A 19,072-nucleotide genomic window follows, 5' to 3' on the forward strand; every position below is an offset into this window, starting at 1 on the left:
ACCCGAAGGGCACATCAGCCCCAGCGTCATCTCCCCGTGCGGTATGCTCTCGCGGCCCACGGCCGGCGGCGTCCGCGAGGGTCGCAGCCCGGTCTCCGGCGTATGTAGTGTGCGGAAATGACAAGAAGCGAGCGGCTCGCAGAGCAGTTGGACTGGTACTGGCACAAGAACCTGCGGCCGCGGCTGGACGGTCTTACCGATGAGGAGTACTTCTGGGAGCCGGTGCGCGGCTGCTGGAGCGTCCGCCCACGTGGCACGTCCGCCGCACCGATGTCGGAAGGCTCGGGGGAATGGACGATGGACTCCGCGTCCCCTGACCCGGTGCCGGCGCCGGTGACCACGATTGCCTGGCGGCTGGCGCACATCATCGTCTCCTGCCTGGGCTATCGGGTCGGGTGGTACTTCGGCGGCCAGGACGTCGACTCCCGGACGTTCGCCTACGCGGGGACCGCTGACGAGGCGCTAAAACAGCTCGATGAGGTGTACGGGAGATGGAACGCGGGGGTCCGCGAACTCTCGGACGCTGACCTGGATAATCCGCCCACGGTGGGTCCCGAGCGGTTTCCCATGGAGAACAGGGTCCTGCACGTCAACAGGGAGCTGATCCATCACGGCGCCGAGATCTCCCTGCTGCGCGACCTCTACCGCTGGCAGGACGGTGCCGTACCGCGCGCCATGGCGAAGACGGCCATGGCAAGGAGGTACAGCGGAAGAGACATCGAGTGACGCGGGGCGGGAAACGCTACGAACTCAGTGATGGCAGTGGGCTGACGGCGTGACCGAAAGCTCCCCCCGTGTCCGACTCGGGGCTCGACATGGCCCGCACGCTACCTGCCGATGCCCGTAGAGGCACCGTGGTTTCACCGGCTCGACAAGAGGGGGGCGGCCCCGTCGGTGACGACGCGCGCGCACTTGTCGCCATGTTCTCAACTTCCTTGAATCTCAGCAGTCTTCCGCGGATCGTCGGCCAGAATATGCTCCGTGAGTCGCCGTACCTGCTCTTCCACGGTCCGGTCGCGGGTGACTGCGAACACATACCCGTAGAGTTCTGCACGCCGGCCCGGCCCCTGGACCTGGTGGAACTCGACGTCGACACCCTCGGGGCTGGTGAACTCCTGGGGGAGGCCGGGTTCTTCGCGTCGTGGCGAGACACTTGTCAGGACGCAGTCTCAGCGTTCGAACCAGCCACTGTCTGCAAGGGTCAGCTCGAGGAGCCGGGCGACAGTGTCCACGGGCTCCTCCCAGCTACGGTCCGCCGCTGCCCGCGCGAGCTCAGCCTCGTACTGGACGGCATCGAAACGGAAGTTCGCCGGCACAGCACTCACGTTGCTGGTGTTCTCCCAGGCGTCCCAGATCACCCGATCGCCCTCGCGGCGCACGGTGACGTACAGGGCACCGCAGCAGCCGGCCGTGCAGACCGGCTCGGTGATCATGATCCGGCGGGGCTCCTCGGTGACCGCCAGTGGCCAGCTCCCCGCCGGCCCCGTCCAGTATCGGCAACTCGGTGCCATCCCTTCCGGGTGGACCTCCCTCAGGACGTCCACGCCGTCGACCAGGGGCCGCACCTCGGCCCAGGGGTCCGCCGCCCAGTCGTCCGGAATCCTGTGCTGCAAAGTCAAAGTACTGATCGTCAGCTGACCGGTCATACCCACATGATCGGTTGACGGCAGGCAGTCCCGTACTCATTTTCCGCTCTCGCTCGGCATGCCCTCCAGTGGGACTGGTCCCGGCGCGTGGTCGACTCCACTCACTCGCGGTCCTGGTCCTGCTGACCGGAGGAAAACGCCACGACTTCGCGCAGCTGTCATGAGAGGGTGCAGTTCGATCCGGCATAGGGGGAAGTATTGGGGCTGGACTACAGCTACGACATCTACCTGCGTCCCAGGAACGTCGCCAGGGCGCTGGCCAATCTGGCCGAGCTGGCGCCACCGACCCGTGCCGTGCCGCCGCTCGAGGTCACACTGCCAGGTGGTGACCGGCTCGTCCTCCCGTTCACGTCCCAGTTCAAGAGCGAGCCGGTCGACTGCTCCATGAGCAGCACGCTCGATCTCGACACGTCCATCATGTTCGACGTCGATGACGCGTTGCGCGAGTACGCGGAGACGGGCGGCCCTGAACCTGAGGCGGACGGGCGCATCCAGATCGGATACGTCTACGCGACGATCCGGTTCGAGTCCTTCCTGCACCCTGGTTACGCGTCGGTGGATTGCTGGGCAGCTACGTCGGAGATGAGCCGCTTGTTCGCGCGGTCGACCAACGTAAGGAAGGTGTTCACCGACCTCACCGCCGCCAGCGGCGGAGTGTGCTGCCTGTTCGACACCGGCGACGGCGGCCCCGAGCAGGTGTGCTGGCTCAACGGCGAAACCCTCCAGGAGATGGTCCCCGGTCCCCGCTTTCAGGATCGGCGAGCACTTGTGGCGACTTGGCCCGACCCCGAGAGATGAGCACCGGCGCCCCTTGACCAGGCACAACCCCGGACGGACCTTCCGAGTGGCGTTTTCAGGGGAGTCCGTTCGCGTCTTGGCCGGGGCCAAGGGCGGGTCCGCCGGGAACGTCCCTGGGTCGGCCGTGAGATCGTCGTGCTCATGATCGAAACCTGGATGATCGATGGTGGCAGGGGTGTGCCGACATCGACCGAGGCGGTGGTCGAGGCCCTCCGAGGGAGGATCGACGGGGGACAGCGGGAGACGTGGCTGTCCAGCTCGTTCGGCTTATCGCCCTGCGGCTCGTGCCGGTTCACCCGGCACGAGCCGCAGGGGCGACGGCGTCGCATCAGGCGACGGCGGTTCCCTCCAACTCGACCATCTGGCCGGGGATCGCCAGTCGCGTCACCCCGAGCATCGTGGACGTAGGCGCCACCCCGGCGGCACCCAACCGCGCCGCCAGCACGCCGTAATGCTGGAGGAGCAGATCGACGTCGGTCGTGTACACGTTGAGCCGGACGAGGTTCGCGAGAGACATGCCGGCCTCGCCGAGCACGGCCTCCAGGTTGTCGACGCTCAGCGTCAACTGCGCCGCCATGTCACCGTCGTGCTGGGGCTTGCCGTCGTCGCTCATGGCGGTCTGCCCCGAGACGTACAGGGTCCGTGTGTGCCCGGAGACGACCTCACCCTGGTTGAATCCCATCTCCACCGACCACTTCACCGGGTTGACCGCCGTTCGTTCCACTGCCACATCAGCTCCGTTCGATTCATAGGGAGTCCGTACGTCCATCGGCTCGCTAGCCGCCAGCTCTTGACGTCGCGTCGACGAGCCTCCCAACAAATCACGACACCCTCAGTCACGTATTCCTCTAGAGTTCTCGTATGCGTGCCGACCGGTTGGTCTCACTGGTGCTACTGCTGCGCCAGCGCGGTCGGTTGACAGCTGACACGCTGGCCCGCGAGCTGGAGGTGTCCACCCGCACCGTGCTGCGCGACATCGAGGCGCTGTCCGCGGCCGGCGTCCCGGTCTACGCCGAACGCGGCAGGCACGGCGGGTTCGCCCTGCTGCCCGGTTTCCAGACCGAGCTCACCGGACTGAACCACGACGAGGCTCTCGCCTTGCTGACAGCGGGGTCGGGACGCGGAGAGCAGGTGTTCGGCCTCGGCTCGGCGCTCGCTTCGGCCATGCGGAAGGTGGTCGACGCGCTGCCCGAAAGCCACCGGGCCACCGCGAGCGACGCGGCCCAGAGATTTCTCGTCGACCCGGAGACCGACCTGCTCTCCCGTCGGCCGGCCACCGAGGAGATACCCGACACCACCATGATCGAGGTCAGGCGCGCGGTGCTCGCCGGACACAAACTGCGCATCCACTACGCGGCCACAGGCCAGACACCACAGTGGCGCACGGTGGACCCGATCGGCCTGGTCACCGTACGCGACCGGGTCTACTTGCTGGCCACGAGATCTGGCGCTGACCGCACCTACCGGCTGTCGCGGGTGTTGGACGCCGAGGAACTCCCCGAAGCGGCTGAGCGACCGAACGGGGTCGATCTGGACCGGATCTGGCGGGAACGCTCCGCGCGGTTTCTCTCCGGCGGCGACCACATCACCGTGCTGGTACGGGTGAACCCGGCGCGGCGGGAGGAACTGCTGGACACCGCGCTGGCTGTCCGCGCGGAAGCATCCGACGCAGACGGCTGGCTGCGCCTGGAGGTGACCTTCCAGGATTCCCGACACGCCGAATGGGCGATGTGGCAGCTCGGCACGGACGCGGAAGCCCTGGCTCCGCAGTCGCTGCGCGCCTCCCTACGCCACCGCGCCGCCGCGATGGCCACCCGTTACCGAGACGCATCCCGTACCTGACGAGCTGTGGGGCTGCGTCGCTCCGCCGCTGCCCCACAGCCGGCAGCGCCCACAATGGGTGATGGTCAGAACATGGTGTTGTCGTTTTTGGAGGTGGGTGGGATCACCTGGAGGACGTCCCAGTGTTCGACGATCTTGCCGCCTGCGTCGAAACGGAAGATGTCGATACCGGCGTACTCCTCGTCGGGCCAGGTCTGGTGGCAGTGCAGGATCACATGGTCGCCCTCGGCGAAGGCGCGCTTGACCTCCACCCGCTTGCCCGGGTACTCGGTGGCCATGCGCTCGAAGTAGTCGATGAAAGCCTGCTTGCCGTCGCCGACGTGTGGATTGTGCTGGATGTAGGTCTCTCCGACGTGCCGGTCGACGGCCTCGGCGGGGCGGCACTGGTTGAACATCAGGTCGTAGAAGGCCTGAGCCGTGTCCTTGTTCTTCTCCGGGTCGCTCATGGTGCCACCGTAGGTCGGGCGCCGGGTGCGGTACTGCATTACGGGCATACGGGCATACGGGCATACGGGCATACGGGCATACGGGCGTACGGGCGTACGGGCGTACGGGCGTACGCTGAGGCGGCGCACCCCTCTCCCGCAGGTGCCCTGAAGTACCCGGCGAACCCATTCGGCCACAGCGCCAGTCGTCCAGTGGCGCCGCGGATCACCTGGTTGGCCCTGTGTACCTGGGGCCTGACGGGGCACCAGGACCTGCGCGTGCCGGGATGTGGTCTCCCTGATGGATCCCGGTTGCGTGCGCCAGCGGGTGCCGCAGTCATCCCCGAGCCGACTGTGGCACCCGCTGGCCCCTACTGGGCTTCCGCCTTGATCGTTTGCCTGCCAGACTCACCCCATGCACGTCAGACGCCGTCCCCTGGGCACCGGTCCTCGCCCCGTTGAGGACCAGCCGCCGATGAGCGAGACCCGAGGCCGGACCGTTGCGGAGCGGGCCGCCGCCGAACCATTCACGCCGGTACCCGGCGATGCGACGGTGGAAGGCCCTCTACCGGCCCGCCGCCCGCTGGGCACGGGCGGTTGGCCTCGCGACTGACGCTACTGCGAACCCGCATGTCCCGGTGTTCGGGGAGCAGTCGGTGCATCACGGGACCGGTGAATGTCGATGAGAACCGACGCCGGTCAGGCGGCCCCATCCTGGATGCGTTCTGGAAGGGGCCCCCTTCGCGGTTCCCTCAACTGCCGATTCTCGCGGAGATGATCGGTGCGAGGCGGTCGGCGATGACGCGGTGGCCCTTGTCGTTGGGGTGGACCGAGTCCGTGAGATCGCCGGATCCGAGCCAGCCAGTGGTGTCGACGAAGGAGACCCGGGAGTCGCCGCCGCTGACGGCAGCACGGACGGCCGCCTCGGTCTGTGGGACGTACCGGCCGCGGAAGGTCTCCAAGGCGAAGATCCAGGCCTGCGGATAGGCGGCCCGGACCTTGCGCAGCAGGCTGCTGTACGCCGACTGGAACTGAGTCGAACTGACCCCGTGGCCGACGTCGTTGGTGCCGAGATTGATCACGACCGCGTTCGCCTGGTAGCGGGAGAAGTTCCAGGCGGGCGTGGCCGCGTTCGGATTGAGCTTGCCGAACTGCTGCTCCAGTCCCACGCATCCGTCCGCCGCCGCGACCAGGCACGCGCCACCCTGGGCGATCTGGGTGTGCTCGGTGCCGAGCCGTTCCCCGATCAGCCAGCCGTACGCGGTACGGGCGTTCTGCGAGGACGTCGTCCCCACAGTGATCGAGTCGCCGACGAACTCGATCAGCTTGCCCGGCGCCGATGGCGCGAACGTCGTGGCACCGCTGTCGAGAACCAGCCCCTGGAAGATGGCGTCCCCTCGGTAGGAGCCAGCGACCACCTGGTAGTTGACCTGGAGGGTGTGATTGCCGGCGGCCAGTGGCGACGGGGTGAGGTTCACCGTCCCCTTGACGTCGTCGTAGAACTTCACCGGCCCGTTGTCGATCCTCGCCCAGAAGTCGATCGTGCCCCGCTGCTTGAGCTTGACGGTCCGGCCGGTGAAGCCGGTCCGGTAGTAGGCGCCCGCCCAGTACGGGGTGTAGGCGGTGGCGGAGCTCTGGGTGTCCCAGCGGCCGACGAACTTGATGTTGGGGTCACCGGGCTGGCCGGGCGCCGCTGCTCGCGCGGAGTTGGTGGCAGTGCCGGCGAGGCGGGCGCTGATCACGGGGGACAGCCGGTTGGCGAACTTGGTGTGGCCCGCCTCGTTGGGATGTCCGTTGCCGTCCTCGTAGTCGGTGCCGTCGGTGAGCCAGCCCGTGGTGTCGACGTAGTGCACCTTGGAGTCACCGGAGTTGGTGCGGGCGCCGACGGCTGCCTTGGTCTCGGTGACGTAGCGCTTCTTGAGCGTCTGTACCGCGAAGAGGTGTGCGTTCGGGTACTTGGCGCGGATGTCGCGCAGCAGGGCGGTGTACGCCGACTGGAAGGCGGCGCCGGTCACGCCGTGACCGATGTCGTTGGTGCCGAGGTTGACGACCACCGCGTTCGCCCGGTAGCGGGAGAAGTCCCAGTCCTGGTTGCCCGTACTGCTGGTCTTGAAGAACTGCGTGCTCAGGCCCGTACACCCGGACCGGGCCACGAGGCAGTAGCCGGAGCGGGCGATCTGGGTGTGGCGCATCCCCAACTGCTCGCCGGTCTTCCAGGCGTACGAGTCGAGCGCCAGCCGGTCGGTGAGGGCACCGGCGGTGATCGAGTCGCCGACGAACTCCACCAGTTGGGACGGCGTGTTCGCGCTGACCGTGCGCGCACCGGAGTCCAGCACCAGGCCCTGGAAGACGGTGTCGCCGGAGCGGTAGGAGATACGCAGGGTGTGCGTGCCGGGGGACAGGGGCCGGGGAGTGAGGTTCACCGTCCCGCGGACGCCTGCGTAGAAGACGTCGGATCCGCCGTCGATGCTGACGTAGAGGTTGACCGCGTCTCTGGCCTTGACCTTCACCGTGGTTCCGGTGAAGGCGGTCTGAAGATACGCGCCGGTCCAGCCGGGCACCGCCGCGGTGCCCGTACCGGTGTCCCAGCGGCCGACGTAGGTGATGTTGGGGTCGGACACCGAGCCGTCACCCGGCGCGGCCTGAGCCGGTGAGCCGCCCGCCCAGGACAGCAGGCAGGCGATAAGTGCAGCGGTGATAAGGGCCGCTGCGCTGCGTCTGGCGTGGCGTGAGGGGGTGCGGTGGGGGGTGGTCTGCATGGGGATCCCTTTCACGTGTGGGGTGGGAGCGCTCCCATAGACAGCCTTTCGAGATAAGCAATGAAACGGTTCAGCGTCAAGAGATCGAGCGGAAGCCGGTGCCGCCATGACCTCGATCGGTCCCGTTGGCGGGACCGCGGACTGTCAGACGACAGGGAGTTGACGACTCCTCTGATTCCGCGGGTTGCCACGGAACGGCCGTGTGTGGTGGACGGGCCCCTGTGCCAGAGCATCTGACCGTGTGCCAACATGACTTGACCACTCGATCACCCTCCGCGGTTGGGGCTATCGAGCGGCGGCGCAGGGGAGGCATGCCAGGACAGCGCGTGCCGGGGGGCGACTGCGAGCTGGCGACGGAACTTTGGGGGCGGAGTGCAGCCGGACGGTGGACCAGGTGTCGGGCTCAGCCCGGCGGAGGCAGCCGCCCTCCTGCTGGACAAGATTCGTCAGGGCAACGGCTACGCTCGCGGCAAGAAGAGGCGGTTCGGCCGTAGCGCCTCCGTCACCAAGGTGGCGACGCTCGCACTGTCCGCTGCGTCCACCGTCATCCTGGGCCTGCAGAATCTCAACGCGTGGGCTGGTCTGGCCTTGGCGTGTGTGGCGTTGGTGACGTTGCTGGGAGCCGTCGAACCGTTCTTCAACTGGCGCTCTCGGTCGGTTCTGATGGAGGAAGCGCAGTACCGGTTCCAGCGGCTTGCCGATGACCTGGAGTATCTCGTGGCGTCGACGGCCGCCGACGAGCTCTCGTTCGATCAGCTGGGTGAGATCTTCGGTCGGTATCAGACGATCTGGGACGACCTGAGCCGCGGCTGGCTGGAACAGCGTCGGCAACCCGCGCCGTCGACGCATGGGTAGAGGTGCGTAGAGGTGCGTAGAGGTGCAAAGTGGTGCGCGCAGCAACAGGTTGTGGCGGCCTAGTCCCTGCGTGACGGGCCGGCCTGGATCGGGATGAACCCGATGCGTGACCGTCTGCGGTTCGCTCATCGAGGGGGCGGCATGCGCTGCTCGAACCGCTGTGATCGACCGAGCGACCTCCCTCACCGCCACCGCCACCGCGGCCCCGCAGCAGCGCCGCGCCTGGTGTGGAGCCTCACCGTCTGTGAACGCGCACCGCCCAGCCGATGAAGAACCCGAGCGCCAGCAAGGGCAGGACCGTCACCGCGAACATCACGCCCACCAGGATGAGGGCCATCCCTTCACCTGGAGTCCACCAGGCGCCGTCTCCGAGGAGGTGGACAGCGCACGTCGCCGTCGTGGAGACGGCCGCCAGGGCGGCCGCCGCCACGGCTTCCCGCCGGGCGCCCAGGCGGCCGAGGCCGACGCCCAGGGGGAAGCCGAGGACGCCGACCACGATGAAGACGACCAGCAACGGGATCGCCGTGAGGTCACCCGTCGCGAGTGCTCTCGCAGTCCATAGACTCGCCGCAGCGGCGACGACCCAGACGGCGGAGGGCAGCCAGACCTTTGTCATGCCGGTCATCGCGTCTCATCTCTTCTCTCATCTGTTCCGCCGCAACCTTGCCTACGCGTCCCCGAACGTTCGGCTTCCCGTTCTGTGCGTGACCGTTTTCCGGAGGCGAGCCTCGCCGGTCTGCGGCTTCAGCCCCAGATGTCGTACTGCTGGAAACCGGTGCCGACCGAGACCCGTGGCGCAAAGATGTCCGTGGTCGCCTTCCCGGTGCCCTTGTAGAGGTAGAGCGTGCCGCCGGACGTGCGGGCCAGGAAGTCGGCCTTGCCGTCGCCGCTGATGTCGCCGACCGCGTCGAAGGCGTTGTAGCCGGTCCAGGCGCTGCGCACCTTGATCCGGGAGGAGAATGCCTCGGAGCCGGCCTTGCCGGTGCCCTTGTACAGGTACAGGTCGCCGGTGCTTGACTGACGGGCGAGCAGGTCGGCTTTGCCGTCACCGGTGAGGTCGCCGTGGCCGCGCACGGAGTTGTACTGGTTCCAGCCGGTGCGCACCGAGAAGCGGGAGCCGAAGGTGCCGTTGCCCTTGCCAGGGTAGATCCACAGCGACCCGCCGGAGTCCACGGACAGGATGTCGGGCAGGTAGTCGCCGGTGACGTCTCCCGGCGCGATGATCCGGGTGCGGGTCTTCCAGCCGGTGAAGATCTTCGTGTCGGTCCAGGAGCCGTCCGTGCGGGCGCTGTTGAGTACGAAGTGCTTCCAGCGCACGTCACCGGTGGAGCTGACCCGGTAGATCAGGTCCTGGTAGCCGTCCCGGTTGAGGTCCGTCTGGAGGACCAGGTTGACGCCGCTCCAGTTGCCCCAGGAGGCGCGGGCGCCGAAGGAGCTGCCGCTGGAGTCCTTCTCGTAGCCGGTCTTCGTGGAGGAGGCCCGGACGAAGATGTCGGCCTTGCCGTCGGGCTTGCCGTTGAAGGTGCTCAGGTTCGTGTCGTCGATCCGGGGATAGGCGGAGCCGACGTAGGCGCTCACCTTGGTGAAGACGCTGTAGTAGCCCTTCGCCACGCAGTCGTTGTAATAGCCCCAGGAGGCCACGCCGACGATCCTGCCGCCCACCACGAGCGGGCCGCCGAAGTCGCCGTCGCACATCGCGCTGGTACCGGTGTCGCCCCCGCTCTGCGTGCCCGCGCAGACCATGTTTCCCGCGGCGAAGGCCGTGTCGTAGACGCCGGAGCAGGTGGTGTCGGACTGCAGGGTCAGTGTGGCCGTCCGCAGCGTCTGGGAGCTGTCCTGGCTGGTGGAGCTGGTACGGCCCCAGCCGTAGACCTTGGCCTGGGTGCCGGCGGCGTACGAGCCGGTGTCGCCGTAGCCGACCATACGGATCGGCGTGGCCTTGACCGGGACGGCCAGGGTGAGCAGGCCGAGGTCGCTCTCGTTCCTCCCCACCTCCTTGTCCACCGGGTCGTACCCCGGTTGCCACCACTGGCGCAGCACGGCCGTGGCCTGCCCGCCGTGCAGGTCCGTGGTGCCGGTGGAGTCGGTGGTGGGCAGCTGGTCGGTACCCGTGACGACGGCGCCGTGGGCCTGCCAGTCGTAGTCCCTGTTGTCGTTCCTGAGGCAGCGGGCGGCGGTCAGGATCTTCGTCGGCGCCACGACCGCGCCGCCGCAGAAGAGGTTCACGTCGTCGCCGGTGTCGGTGGTGTTCCTGTCGTCGTGGTACCAGAGCTGGGCCATCCACGGAGCCGTGCTGATGGTGGTCTCGCTGCCACCGATGATCATCGGTTCCACGCTCGACGTGTTCGTGCCGGAGCTCAGCGACGACTTCTCGGTCGTCTGCCCTGCGGTGTCGTCGCCGGCGAGGGCGCCCGCGACGCGCTTCTCCAGGGTGGAGAGCGAGGGTGAGTCGAGGGACGGCTTCACCGTCGGGGTCGGCATGGCGGTGGCCGCACCGGCGGAGGGGGTCATCAGCATGGCGGCGACGGCCGCGGCCACGCCGGCGGCGGCGACGGGCAGGGCAATGCGTATCCGGCGTCTGTGACGGCTGCCGGACGGTGTCGTGGTCAAGGAGTCCCCCCAGAGGAACATGCGACGGGAGGGACGCGAGCCGCATCCCTTCCCATCAGCGCCAACAGGCCGATCTTCGTCACTGCACGGAGGTCGGCCCGTTGGGAAGACGATGCACATCATCGTCCCGGACGCGGTTGCGGCCCTCGCTGACGACTTGGCCCCGGATTCGCATCCTCAAGCTGCCAGGGGCCCTGCCTTCCTGCGCGGGCAACGGGAAGATCACGCCGCCGGACAGCCTGTTCGACCCGCAGGTTCCCTTGATCGGCTGAGATGCGGCTCCTCCAGGCCCGACCGGCAGCCTCCGCAAGGTGTTTGCGATAGCGACGATTGATGATCGGGCATCCGGAGGCCCGCCGTTGCCGTATGGGAGGTCGGTGGATGCCTCCAGTGATATGGGTGGCCGCTACACATGAGGAACGTCACGGTTTGTGACTCTGCGTCACAAGAAAACTGGATGATTCGACCATCCATCACCACGCATCACTTATCGCTTGGTTACTGAAGGTGAAAACTGATGTTTACCGGTGTTCGCCGATGCTGGTAAGAATGGTTCCCGTAGCTACAGGCGGGGCGCCGCCGGCTGCCCCCGAGGGTGTGTCAACACCGCTGACAGCTGCACTAGTTCGATCGCCGTGGCTGACCGAGGTTTGCTACGGCGTCCACAGAGCACAGGAGGTACTCGTGCCGATCGGGATCGTGTCCGTCGGAGGATTTACGCCCTCCCAGGTGGTGGGCAACGACCAAGTGGCCAGATGGGCCGGGGTGGATCCGGAATGGATCGAGGCTCGAACCGGAATCTCGGAGCGCCGGTACGCCGATCACCGCACCGCGACCTCCGACATGGCCGTGCGGGCGGCAGAGCCGTTACTTGCGGATGCCGCAGTGGCCCAGACCGTCGGAGCGCTGGTCATGGCGACGGCCACACCGGACCAGCCGCAACCCGCGACCGCGAGTGTGGTGCAGCAGCGGCTGGGTCTCGACGGCATTCCCGCGTTCGACCTGAACGCCGTGTGCTCGGGCTTCCTGTTCGGACTGTCCGTCGCGGAGGCTCTGATGGCCACGCGCGTCAGCTCTCCGCACGCACTCGTGGTGGCCGCCGACAAGTATTCGACGATCATGGATCGTTCCGACCGTCGCACCGTCTCCCTGTTCGGCGACGGCGCGGGCGCCGTCCTCCTGGGCCGCGTGCCCCAGGGATACGGCATCCAGGGTTCGGCCATGCTCACGGACGGCACTGCGGCCGACCTCGTCCGGGTGGAGGGCGGCGGCACGCGGCGGCCGCTGACCGAGAACGGGCTCGACTCCGGCGACCAGTTGTTCAGGATGGAAGGGCGAGCGGTCCGCGACTGGGGACTGCAGTTCGTACCCAAGGCGGTCCACCAGGCCCTGGAACAGGCTGGTATGAGCGTCGGTGACATCGACCGCGTGGTGCTGCACCAGGGAAACACGAGGTTGGTCCACAGCCTGGCGGACGCGATCGGGGTCGACCGGTCCCGCTTGGCGATGAGCGCTCCGCTGTTCGGCAACACGGCCGCGGCTTCCATTCCCCTGACACTCGCTCAGGAGCACCAGCGGCGGCCCCTCCAGCGCGGCGAGCGTCTCCTTCTCGCTGCCGTCGGCGGCGGCATGACAGCCGCAGCCACCGTGCTGACCTGGTACTGACGGCCTCTTCTTCCCTGTCCGGCGGAGCCGGCCTCCTTTCAGGAGGCGTTGGGGCCTTTCGCCCTTGGTCCGCTGTGAACGCTTCACCACAGAAACAGGAGCCATTCGTGCTGCCCATCATCAGTCACGCCCGGGGCGTGTACGTCTACGACCAGGACGGCCAGGAGTATCTCGACGGCTGTTCGGGGGCGGTCAACGTCAATGTGGGGCACGGGGTGCCCGAGATCCTTGACCGCATGCGGGAGCAGATGGACAAGGCGTGCTTCGCCTACCGGACGCAGTTCCGTTCGGACCCCCTGATCCGGCTGACCCAGCAGCTCGTCGAACTCGCGCCGGGCGATCTGTCACACGTGGAGTACTGCAACTCCGGTTCCGAAGCCATCGAGATGACGCTCCGCCTGGCGACGCTGAGGAACGCCCAGGCCTACCGCCCCTTCAAGTGCACGGTCCTCACGGAGGAACCCAGCTACCACGGCATGACGTCCGGAGCGCTGGGAGCCTCCGGTCATCCTCTACGCCGCCGGCACCTGACACCGCTGCTCGCCAACCAGGTCACCGTGTCCCGTGTACGACCGAAGCACGGCGCACTGCGGGCGAGCACGCAGGACTGGGAGGAGGCCATCCACCGGATCGGCCCGGCGAACCTGAGTGCCGTCATCATCGAGCCGGTCGGAGGCGCCTCCTCCGGAGCCGTGCCCACCGCCCCCGAGACGATGCGCCGGCTCAGGGAGCTGGCCGACGAGCACCAGTTCCTTCTGATCGCCGACGAGGTCATGACGGGCCTGGGCCGAACCGGCCGTTGGTTCGGCTGCGACCACGCCGATGTCACGCCCGACGTGATGGTGCTGGGCAAGGGCATCTCCGCCGGGTACGCCACCATCTCCGCGTTGATGGTGTCCGACGCGGTGGTGAACGAACTCGGGCAGCCGTTGAACACCGTGCTGTTCGGCCACACCATGGCCGGCAATCCGCTGGCGGCCGCGGCAGGGCTCGCCGTCGTCGACTACCTGCGCGCTCACGAGGTTCCTGCCCAGGCTCGACACACGGGGGAGTACCTACGCAGGAAGCTGGACCTTCTGCGCTCGCGTCATCCGATCGTCAGCGATGTCCGCGGTGTGGGCATGCAGTTGGCGCTCGGGCTGCACCCCGACCCGGCCCGTTTCCCCGGCCGCTGCCTGGATCTCACCGAGGCAGCCCGCGAAGAAGGTCTGCTGATCTATCCGGCCGGAGTGACACCGGCTCTGGAGTCGGTCCTGGTGACGCCCGCGCTGACCGCCTCGCACGAAGAGCTCGACGAGCTGACCCGCCGCCTGGACCGTGCGCTCTCGCGGATCTCCTCCAGCCCAGCTGTCGAGGAGCAGGCCCTCCAAGCGGTCTGACACCAGGGGCGGCCCCGATCCGACCGCCGGTACGGTCCCGCCCCTTGCCCGACTTCATCTCAACCACCCGGAGTTCTTCTGATGATCCGCCACTTCTCCGAACTCGACATCCGCGATCGCTTCGCCGCGCTGGCCGCAGACACGGTCGCCAAACGAGCCGAAGCATGCACCAAGGAAGGCCGCCTGGACCGCGAGTCCTGGCAGGAGATGAGCAACGCCGGGGTCTGGCGACTCGCCGTCCCGTCCAAGTGGGGCGGAGACGACGGCACGTGGTGGGACTTCGTGGCAGCCTTCGAAGGCATAGCCACAGGCGGCAGGGACCTCGGCTTCTGCCTGTCCATGGTGGCGCAGGCCGGCCTCATTCGCTCGCTGATCACCTACGGGACCGACGAGCAGCGGGCGTACTGGCTGCCCCGACTCCTCAACGGCGAGGTCGGTGCCACGGCGCTCACCGAGACCACGGGAGGGTCGGACGTCACCCGCATCCGCACCGCTGCCACGTCGCACGGAGATCACTACGTTCTCACCGGCCACAAGGACCACATCACCAACGGGCCAGTAGCCGACGTCGCCCTGATCCTGGGCCGGGTTCCCGAGCACGGCGACCGCGACATCACCCTGTTCATGGTCGATCTCCATGCCGAGGGAATCCAGCAGGGCCCCGTCGAGGACATGATGGGCAACCAGACCAGCCCCACCGGCCCGATCCTCCTCGACCAGGTGGTGGTCGATGCGAAGAACATCATCGGCGGTGTCGGGGGCGGGCTCGAAGCCGTGTACAACACCATCTCTCTCGACCGTCTGCTGTACGGGATCCTTGCCGCCGCCTACCTCGACCCGCTGCTCGACGAAGTGCTCGCGTACACCGAGCAGCGGCACGCCTTCAACGTGCCCATCGCTGAGCACCAGTACGTCCAGGGGCGCGTCACCGACGCCAAGTTCGCCATCGAGGCGACGCGCTGGGTCTCGTACGGTGCCCTCGACAGCCTGCTGCAGGGGTCCGCGCAGGCGTCGATGATGTGCTCGGTGGCCAAGTACCACGCCGCCGAGACACTCAAGCTCGGCACGGAAACGGCACTGCGGGTCTTCGGGCACCTCGGGTACATGGAAGGCCCGTACACCAAGGCCCTCAAGGACGCCCTCGGCACGGTCATCGCCGGCGGTACCGCCGAAATGCAGCGCAAGAACGTCTTCAACCAGATGCGCCGCCTGGCCGTGCCCGCCGCTGCCTGATCCTCCCGTGTCCCCCTTCTCGCGCTCAAGGAGCACCATGACCACCGGCAGCGCCGCACAGACCCTCGATCTCACCGAGTTGGTCGGTACGTCCGCCTCCCTGGACCACACAGTCACCTCCCAGGACTCCGCCAGGAACTGGGGCAACGAACTGGACGTCCTCGCGACTCCCGTCCTTCTGTGGCTGAGCGAGATCGCCGCGATGAAGGTCGTGGAAACGGCCGTCACCGATCCCGCCATGACGGTTGGCCTCGCACACGACTCCGCGCACCTCGCCCCCACGGTGACCGGTGAGAGCGTCACCCTCACCGCCACGCTGACCCGCGTCGACGGCAAGAAGCTCACCTTCGCCGTCGAAGGTCACGACGCACACGGCACGGTGCTGCGCGGGGAGCACACCCGCGCTGTGGTCGACCGCGACAGGTTCACCGCGAAGCTCGCCTCTCGTACGGCCTGATCGCCACCGTTAGGGCCGGGCCGCACACCGCGTCGGCCCGGCCCTCCCGCACCGCCCAACCGTTTGAAAGGACCTCCGATGCCTCAACTCGTCATCGGCAACGTCACCTCGGAGTACATGTTCGGCTGCTCGTTGGAGAGCTTCGGCACGAAGGGAGCCCACAAGCAGCATGCGATCTCCACTCGGACCGCGTGGCTGCTGGAGAACGGCGACGCGATGCTGACTCATCGCCCTCTGACCCCCGAGTTCCGTACCTACCTGGCCTCGGTGCTCGACCTCGACCTGGACTCGGTGACGTTCCTGAGTATGGATGCGCTGCATCCCACGGAGCGCTTCATGGACCAGGGCAGCCTCCAGTCACCTGACGTCATCGGTCGCCTTCGCGAGGTGGTCGACGACAGCTGGTCTCTCGCCCCCTACCTCTATGACCGTTCCATCGCCTCGCTCGCCCGGACTCTCGGTCTGAACAGCCCGGCCAAGAACCCGCCGTTCTTCGCCCAGGGCGGCAGCGACGCCTTCAACAGCAAGTCGTTCTTCCGGATCTGGGCCACCGGCCTCGGTGTCCCCGTGGCTCCCGGCCAGGTCTGCCGCAACCGCGAGGCCATCGCCCACGCGGTCGTCGAACTGCTCCCTCACACGGGATCGGTCATCGTCAAGGAGGACTTCAGCGCCAGCGGTTACGGCAATGTCCTGTTCACCCAGGACGCCTCGGTCCCCGCTCTCGGCGCCACCACGACTCACGTCGTCGATCCCTCTGTCTCGCCCGACGCCGTGAAGTCCCTGCTGGCGTCCTCCTTCCCCGCCGTGGACCAAGTACGGGACTTCCCCGCCGGCCTGCGCCCCAGCGAGACCATCGTCGAGGTGTACTACCCGCACAGCCGCACCCTCTACAGCGAGGTGGAGATCACGGACCCGCCGACGGCGCCGGTCGTGCTGAACTACGGCGACATGCGCATGGAGCCGGTCTGGAACGGCTTCGCCGTCCCGCCCATCTCGCTGCCCGAACAGGCGCAGGCCACCATGCTGGACTGGTCCGTCACCATGGCCGAGTACCTTCAGCAGACCGGGTACCGCGGCTACCTCAACTGCGATTCGATCCTCACTGCCGACGGCACGATCCTCTTCAACGAAGTGAACGCTCGCGTCGGTGGCTGTACTCATATGCACTTCGCGGCGCGTAGGGTGCTGGGTCCCGACTACCTGCAGCGGTACACCCTTCTGACGCGCAACGACCTGCAGGTGAGCTCCTTCGAAAAGCTCGCGTGGGCCATCGAGCAGGACGAGCAGCTCAGCGGACGCGGCGGGGTGAGCGGAGCGCTCCTCCTGGTCGACGACGTCCCCTACACGGGAACCGTCCAGTACCTGGTCTACGGCGACGACGCAGCCACCGCCGCACAAACCGAGCGTCGGCTGCAGAACCTCGCCACCACCTGCTGACGTACGAACCGCGACGGCCGTGGGGTGTTCCGGCGGACACCGGAACACGCCGCGGTCACCCGCCCCGGCGCCGTCACCCCGCACTGCGGGAGCGCATCTCCTTGACCTTGGCGATGCTGCCGCAGGCCCTTCCGGTTTCTCCGGCGTACATGCTGCACCAGACTCTTGAGTTGTTGCGCGACTGGTCGTAGAAGACCCAGCGGCAGTCGGGACAGGCGCGCACGCGTGTCCACCTGCCCTGTGCCACCAGTTCGACCGCCAGCTTGAGCACCTCCCCCGTGGGAGTGTCCGCACCGCGGTGGACCAGGTGTCCTTCCTGGACGCGTGCTCGCAGCGGTGAACGCTGCAGCCAGGTATCGAGCCGGCCCCACCCCCGCTCCTCGACGTCGGCGCGCAGTTCGTCCCGCAGCCCGAGCAACTCCTCGCGCTCCGCCGGCGTGACCGGCGCGGGGACGCGGGCGAACGTCTTGTCCCAGCGATCTCGGTCGGTGGCAAGGTCCGGCAGTGTCTCGGTCGGCTGACGGGTGTCGTTGGGGATCAACCACGTGTTGAGGAACGCCATCAGTTCCTCGGCTTCTGAGATGACAGCAGTCTTCGACATACCGTCCAGAGTAGGTGGTAAACACGCCGCCTATCCTGGTTACCATCTATTTCTATGACCGGTAACAACATGACCAGTACCCCCTCGACCGGCTACCGAGCCGTTCTGCAACTGCCCGGACACACCACTTGGTACATAGCGGCCATGCTGGTCAGGGCCCCAGTCGTCATGGCGCCCCTGGCCCTGGTCTTCATCGGCCACAGCACCCGTTCCTTCGCCATTGGCGGCCTGCTCGCCGCGGCATACGCCCTCGGCGAGGCGGCAGGCGCCCCGTTCATGGGACGCCGCTTCGACACCCGCCCCTTCGTCGGGGAGCTCCGCCTCGCGCTCGGTCTCGAAGGCACAGCCTTCGTGGCCCTCGCCGTCAGCGCGGCCTTCGCTCCGGTTCCCGTACTGATCGCCCTGACGTTCCTCGCCGGAGCCGGTGCCGCCGGCGTCTCCGGAGGAATGCGCGCCCAGCTGTCCGCCACCACTCCATCAGCGCAGCGGCCCACCGCACTGAGCCTCGAGAGCACCCTCGGGCAGACCGTCTGGGCCCTCGCCCCCTCCCTCGTCTCGCTGCTCTACGCGATCTCCTCAGCGCAGGCGGTACTGGTGGTCATGGCCGTGATCACGGTCGCGCCGGCCTTCTTCGCACGCCGGATCCCGCACACCGACATCACGCCGGGGACCAAGGTCGCGAAGGCCGCGCCCATGCGGACCATCGACGTCCTGCGCATGGCGTGGCCCACTGCTCTGCTCTCGGCGACCGTCATGTCCCTCATCGGCACTGTGGACGTCCTGCTCCCGGCCCGCCTCGACAGCGTCCACGCCTCCGCCGCCTGGGCCGGACCGGTGATGGCCGTGTTCGCGGGAGGCAGCGTCATCGCGGCCCTGCTGTACGGAAGCCGCCACTGGCCCGGAACCCCGCGCAGCCAGACCCTCGTCCTGCTGCCCGCCATCTCGGTGGCCTTCGCCATCCCCGGAGTGACCTCGCAGCCCGTCCTCTTCGCGGCCGCCTTCGCACTCGGCGGACTGCTCTACAGCCCACTCATGGTCATCCGAAACCTCGCTTTGCAGCAGGCTCTCCCGCAGACGGCCTGGGCCACCGGCTTCTCCACTCTGTACGCCGCGGCCGGACTCGGCTACGGCATCGCGGGGATACTCTCCTCCGTCCTGCTCAGCGTCACGGACGCCGGGACCGCGTTCCTCGCCTGCACCGCGATCACTCTCGTCCTCGGGGCCGCGTCGCTCCTGGGCGAACGCATGCACCGGACAACCACAGCGCCCGAACAAGCCGACGAAGTCCACGGCGACGATGTTCCTGCCGAGGAGGCTCGCAATGCATGACACCAAGAAGCCGGCACAGCGCCTCACAGAATCCGC

At 67.7% G+C, this 19,072-nt stretch carries 16 protein-coding genes and 1 pseudogene; 10 read left to right on the forward strand and 7 right to left on the reverse strand.

The features are described from left to right. Positions 1-117 precede the first annotated feature (117 nt). A complete protein-coding gene (locus tag AQJ84_RS24430) occupies positions 118-726 on the forward strand; it encodes a DinB family protein (RefSeq protein WP_051869487.1) in 609 nt (202 codons plus the stop codon). A 200-nt stretch (positions 727-926) separates the two neighbouring features. On the opposite strand, the pseudogene AQJ84_RS24435 reads toward AQJ84_RS24430, so the two are convergent. Beyond that, positions 927-1,646: pseudogene (locus AQJ84_RS24435) on the reverse strand (hypothetical protein). A gap of 198 nt (positions 1,647-1,844) precedes the next feature. Between AQJ84_RS24435 and AQJ84_RS24440 the strand changes: the two are divergent. Then, positions 1,845-2,444 (forward strand): hypothetical protein, encoded by a 600-nt coding sequence (locus AQJ84_RS24440; protein WP_030037870.1) that lies wholly within the window; start codon positions 1,845-1,847, stop codon positions 2,442-2,444. Between the two features lie 328 nt (positions 2,445-2,772). Here AQJ84_RS24440 and AQJ84_RS24445 read toward each other — a convergent pair whose 3' ends face one another. Further along, positions 2,773-3,168, reverse strand: coding sequence for a RidA family protein (locus AQJ84_RS24445; RefSeq protein ID WP_053191058.1), 396 nt, complete (start codon positions 3,166-3,168; stop codon positions 2,773-2,775). 137 nt (positions 3,169-3,305) lie between these two features. Between AQJ84_RS24445 and AQJ84_RS24450 the strand changes: the two genes are divergently transcribed. After that, complete coding sequence (locus AQJ84_RS24450; RefSeq protein WP_030037868.1) at positions 3,306-4,286, forward strand: helix-turn-helix transcriptional regulator; 981 nt, start codon at positions 3,306-3,308, stop codon at positions 4,284-4,286. Positions 4,287-4,351: 65 nt separating this feature from the next. Here AQJ84_RS24450 and AQJ84_RS24455 read toward each other — a convergent pair whose 3' ends face one another. Continuing rightward, positions 4,352-4,732 carry a nuclear transport factor 2 family protein gene (locus AQJ84_RS24455; RefSeq protein ID WP_030037867.1) on the reverse strand — a complete coding sequence of 127 codons (381 nt, stop codon included), beginning with the start codon at positions 4,730-4,732 and terminating at the stop codon, positions 4,352-4,354. Between the two features lie 731 nt (positions 4,733-5,463). Further along, positions 5,464-7,470, reverse strand: coding sequence for a GDSL-type esterase/lipase family protein (locus tag AQJ84_RS24460; RefSeq protein WP_053191060.1), 2,007 nt, complete (start codon positions 7,468-7,470; stop codon positions 5,464-5,466). Positions 7,471-7,842: 372 nt separating this feature from the next. Between AQJ84_RS24460 and AQJ84_RS24465 the strand changes: the two genes are divergently transcribed. Beyond that, positions 7,843-8,325, forward strand: a complete 483-nt coding sequence (locus tag AQJ84_RS24465; RefSeq protein ID WP_030037865.1) for an SLATT domain-containing protein — start codon at positions 7,843-7,845, stop codon at positions 8,323-8,325. 235 nt (positions 8,326-8,560) lie between these two features. Here the strand turns inward: AQJ84_RS24465 and AQJ84_RS24470 are convergent, their stop codons facing one another. Together AQJ84_RS24470 and AQJ84_RS24475 are read right to left on the reverse strand one after the other, a co-directional pair. After that, entirely contained in the window at positions 8,561-8,950 is a 390-nt protein-coding gene (locus tag AQJ84_RS24470; RefSeq protein WP_030037864.1) for a hypothetical protein, read from the reverse strand. Between the two features lie 119 nt (positions 8,951-9,069). Beyond that, on the reverse strand, positions 9,070-10,842 hold the full coding sequence (locus AQJ84_RS24475) for a trypsin-like serine protease (protein ID WP_225877118.1): 1,773 nt from the start codon (positions 10,840-10,842) through the stop codon (positions 9,070-9,072). 777 nt (positions 10,843-11,619) lie between these two features. Here AQJ84_RS24475 and AQJ84_RS24480 point away from each other — a divergent pair. From AQJ84_RS24480 to AQJ84_RS24500, 5 genes are all read left to right on the forward strand, one after another. After that, entirely contained in the window at positions 11,620-12,600 is a 981-nt protein-coding gene (locus AQJ84_RS24480; RefSeq protein WP_030037862.1) for a 3-oxoacyl-ACP synthase III family protein, read from the forward strand. A 107-nt stretch (positions 12,601-12,707) separates the two neighbouring features. After that, entirely contained in the window at positions 12,708-13,979 is a 1,272-nt protein-coding gene (locus AQJ84_RS24485; RefSeq protein WP_051869484.1) for an aminotransferase class III-fold pyridoxal phosphate-dependent enzyme, read from the forward strand. Positions 13,980-14,060: 81 nt separating this feature from the next. Further along, positions 14,061-15,212, forward strand: coding sequence for an acyl-CoA dehydrogenase family protein (locus tag AQJ84_RS24490; RefSeq protein ID WP_030037860.1), 1,152 nt, complete (start codon positions 14,061-14,063; stop codon positions 15,210-15,212). Positions 15,213-15,249: 37 nt separating this feature from the next. Further along, the gene (locus AQJ84_RS24495) at positions 15,250-15,669 is read left to right on the forward strand and encodes a thioesterase family protein (protein WP_051869482.1); all 420 of its coding nucleotides are present in this window, start codon (positions 15,250-15,252) and stop codon (positions 15,667-15,669) included. A gap of 78 nt (positions 15,670-15,747) precedes the next feature. Continuing rightward, positions 15,748-17,106, forward strand: coding sequence for a preATP grasp domain-containing protein (locus AQJ84_RS24500; RefSeq protein WP_030037858.1), 1,359 nt, complete (start codon positions 15,748-15,750; stop codon positions 17,104-17,106). A gap of 73 nt (positions 17,107-17,179) precedes the next feature. On the opposite strand, the gene AQJ84_RS24505 is transcribed toward AQJ84_RS24500, so the two are convergent. Continuing rightward, a complete protein-coding gene (locus AQJ84_RS24505; protein ID WP_030037857.1) occupies positions 17,180-17,707 on the reverse strand; it encodes a CGNR zinc finger domain-containing protein in 528 nt (175 codons plus the stop codon). Between the two features lie 54 nt (positions 17,708-17,761). Here AQJ84_RS24505 and AQJ84_RS24510 point away from each other — a divergent pair, with 54 nt between their 5' ends. After that, positions 17,762-19,036: an MFS transporter gene (locus AQJ84_RS24510; protein ID WP_078631500.1), complete on the forward strand. Its 1,275-nt coding sequence runs from the start codon at positions 17,762-17,764 to the stop codon at positions 19,034-19,036. Positions 19,037-19,072: the final 36 nt, after the last annotated feature.

The organism is Streptomyces resistomycificus (assembly GCF_001514265.1).
Classification (GTDB): domain Bacteria; phylum Actinomycetota; class Actinomycetes; order Streptomycetales; family Streptomycetaceae; genus Streptomyces; species Streptomyces resistomycificus.

Bases quoted from the DNA above. Each gene is read 5' to 3' on its own strand.
- AQJ84_RS24460 (WP_053191060.1), bottom strand. From the start codon at position 7,470: ATGCAGACCACCCCCCACCGCACCCCCTCACGCCACGCCAGACGCAGC.
- AQJ84_RS24430 (WP_051869487.1), top strand. From the start codon at position 118: ATGACAAGAAGCGAGCGGCTCGCAGAGCAGTTGGACTGGTACTGGCAC.
- AQJ84_RS24500 (WP_030037858.1), top strand. From the start codon at position 15,748: ATGCCTCAACTCGTCATCGGCAACGTCACCTCGGAGTACATGTTCGGC.
- AQJ84_RS24505 (WP_030037857.1), bottom strand. From the start codon at position 17,707: ATGTCGAAGACTGCTGTCATCTCAGAAGCCGAGGAACTGATGGCGTTC.
- AQJ84_RS24475 (WP_225877118.1), bottom strand. From the start codon at position 10,842: ATGCTGATGACCCCCTCCGCCGGTGCGGCCACCGCCATGCCGACCCCG.
- AQJ84_RS24450 (WP_030037868.1), top strand. From the start codon at position 3,306: ATGCGTGCCGACCGGTTGGTCTCACTGGTGCTACTGCTGCGCCAGCGC.
- AQJ84_RS24455 (WP_030037867.1), bottom strand. From the start codon at position 4,732: ATGAGCGACCCGGAGAAGAACAAGGACACGGCTCAGGCCTTCTACGAC.
- AQJ84_RS24510 (WP_078631500.1), top strand. From the start codon at position 17,762: ATGACCGGTAACAACATGACCAGTACCCCCTCGACCGGCTACCGAGCC.
- AQJ84_RS24490 (WP_030037860.1), top strand. From the start codon at position 14,061: ATGATCCGCCACTTCTCCGAACTCGACATCCGCGATCGCTTCGCCGCG.
- AQJ84_RS24495 (WP_051869482.1), top strand. From the start codon at position 15,250: ATGACCACCGGCAGCGCCGCACAGACCCTCGATCTCACCGAGTTGGTC.
- AQJ84_RS24470 (WP_030037864.1), bottom strand. From the start codon at position 8,950: ATGACCGGCATGACAAAGGTCTGGCTGCCCTCCGCCGTCTGGGTCGTC.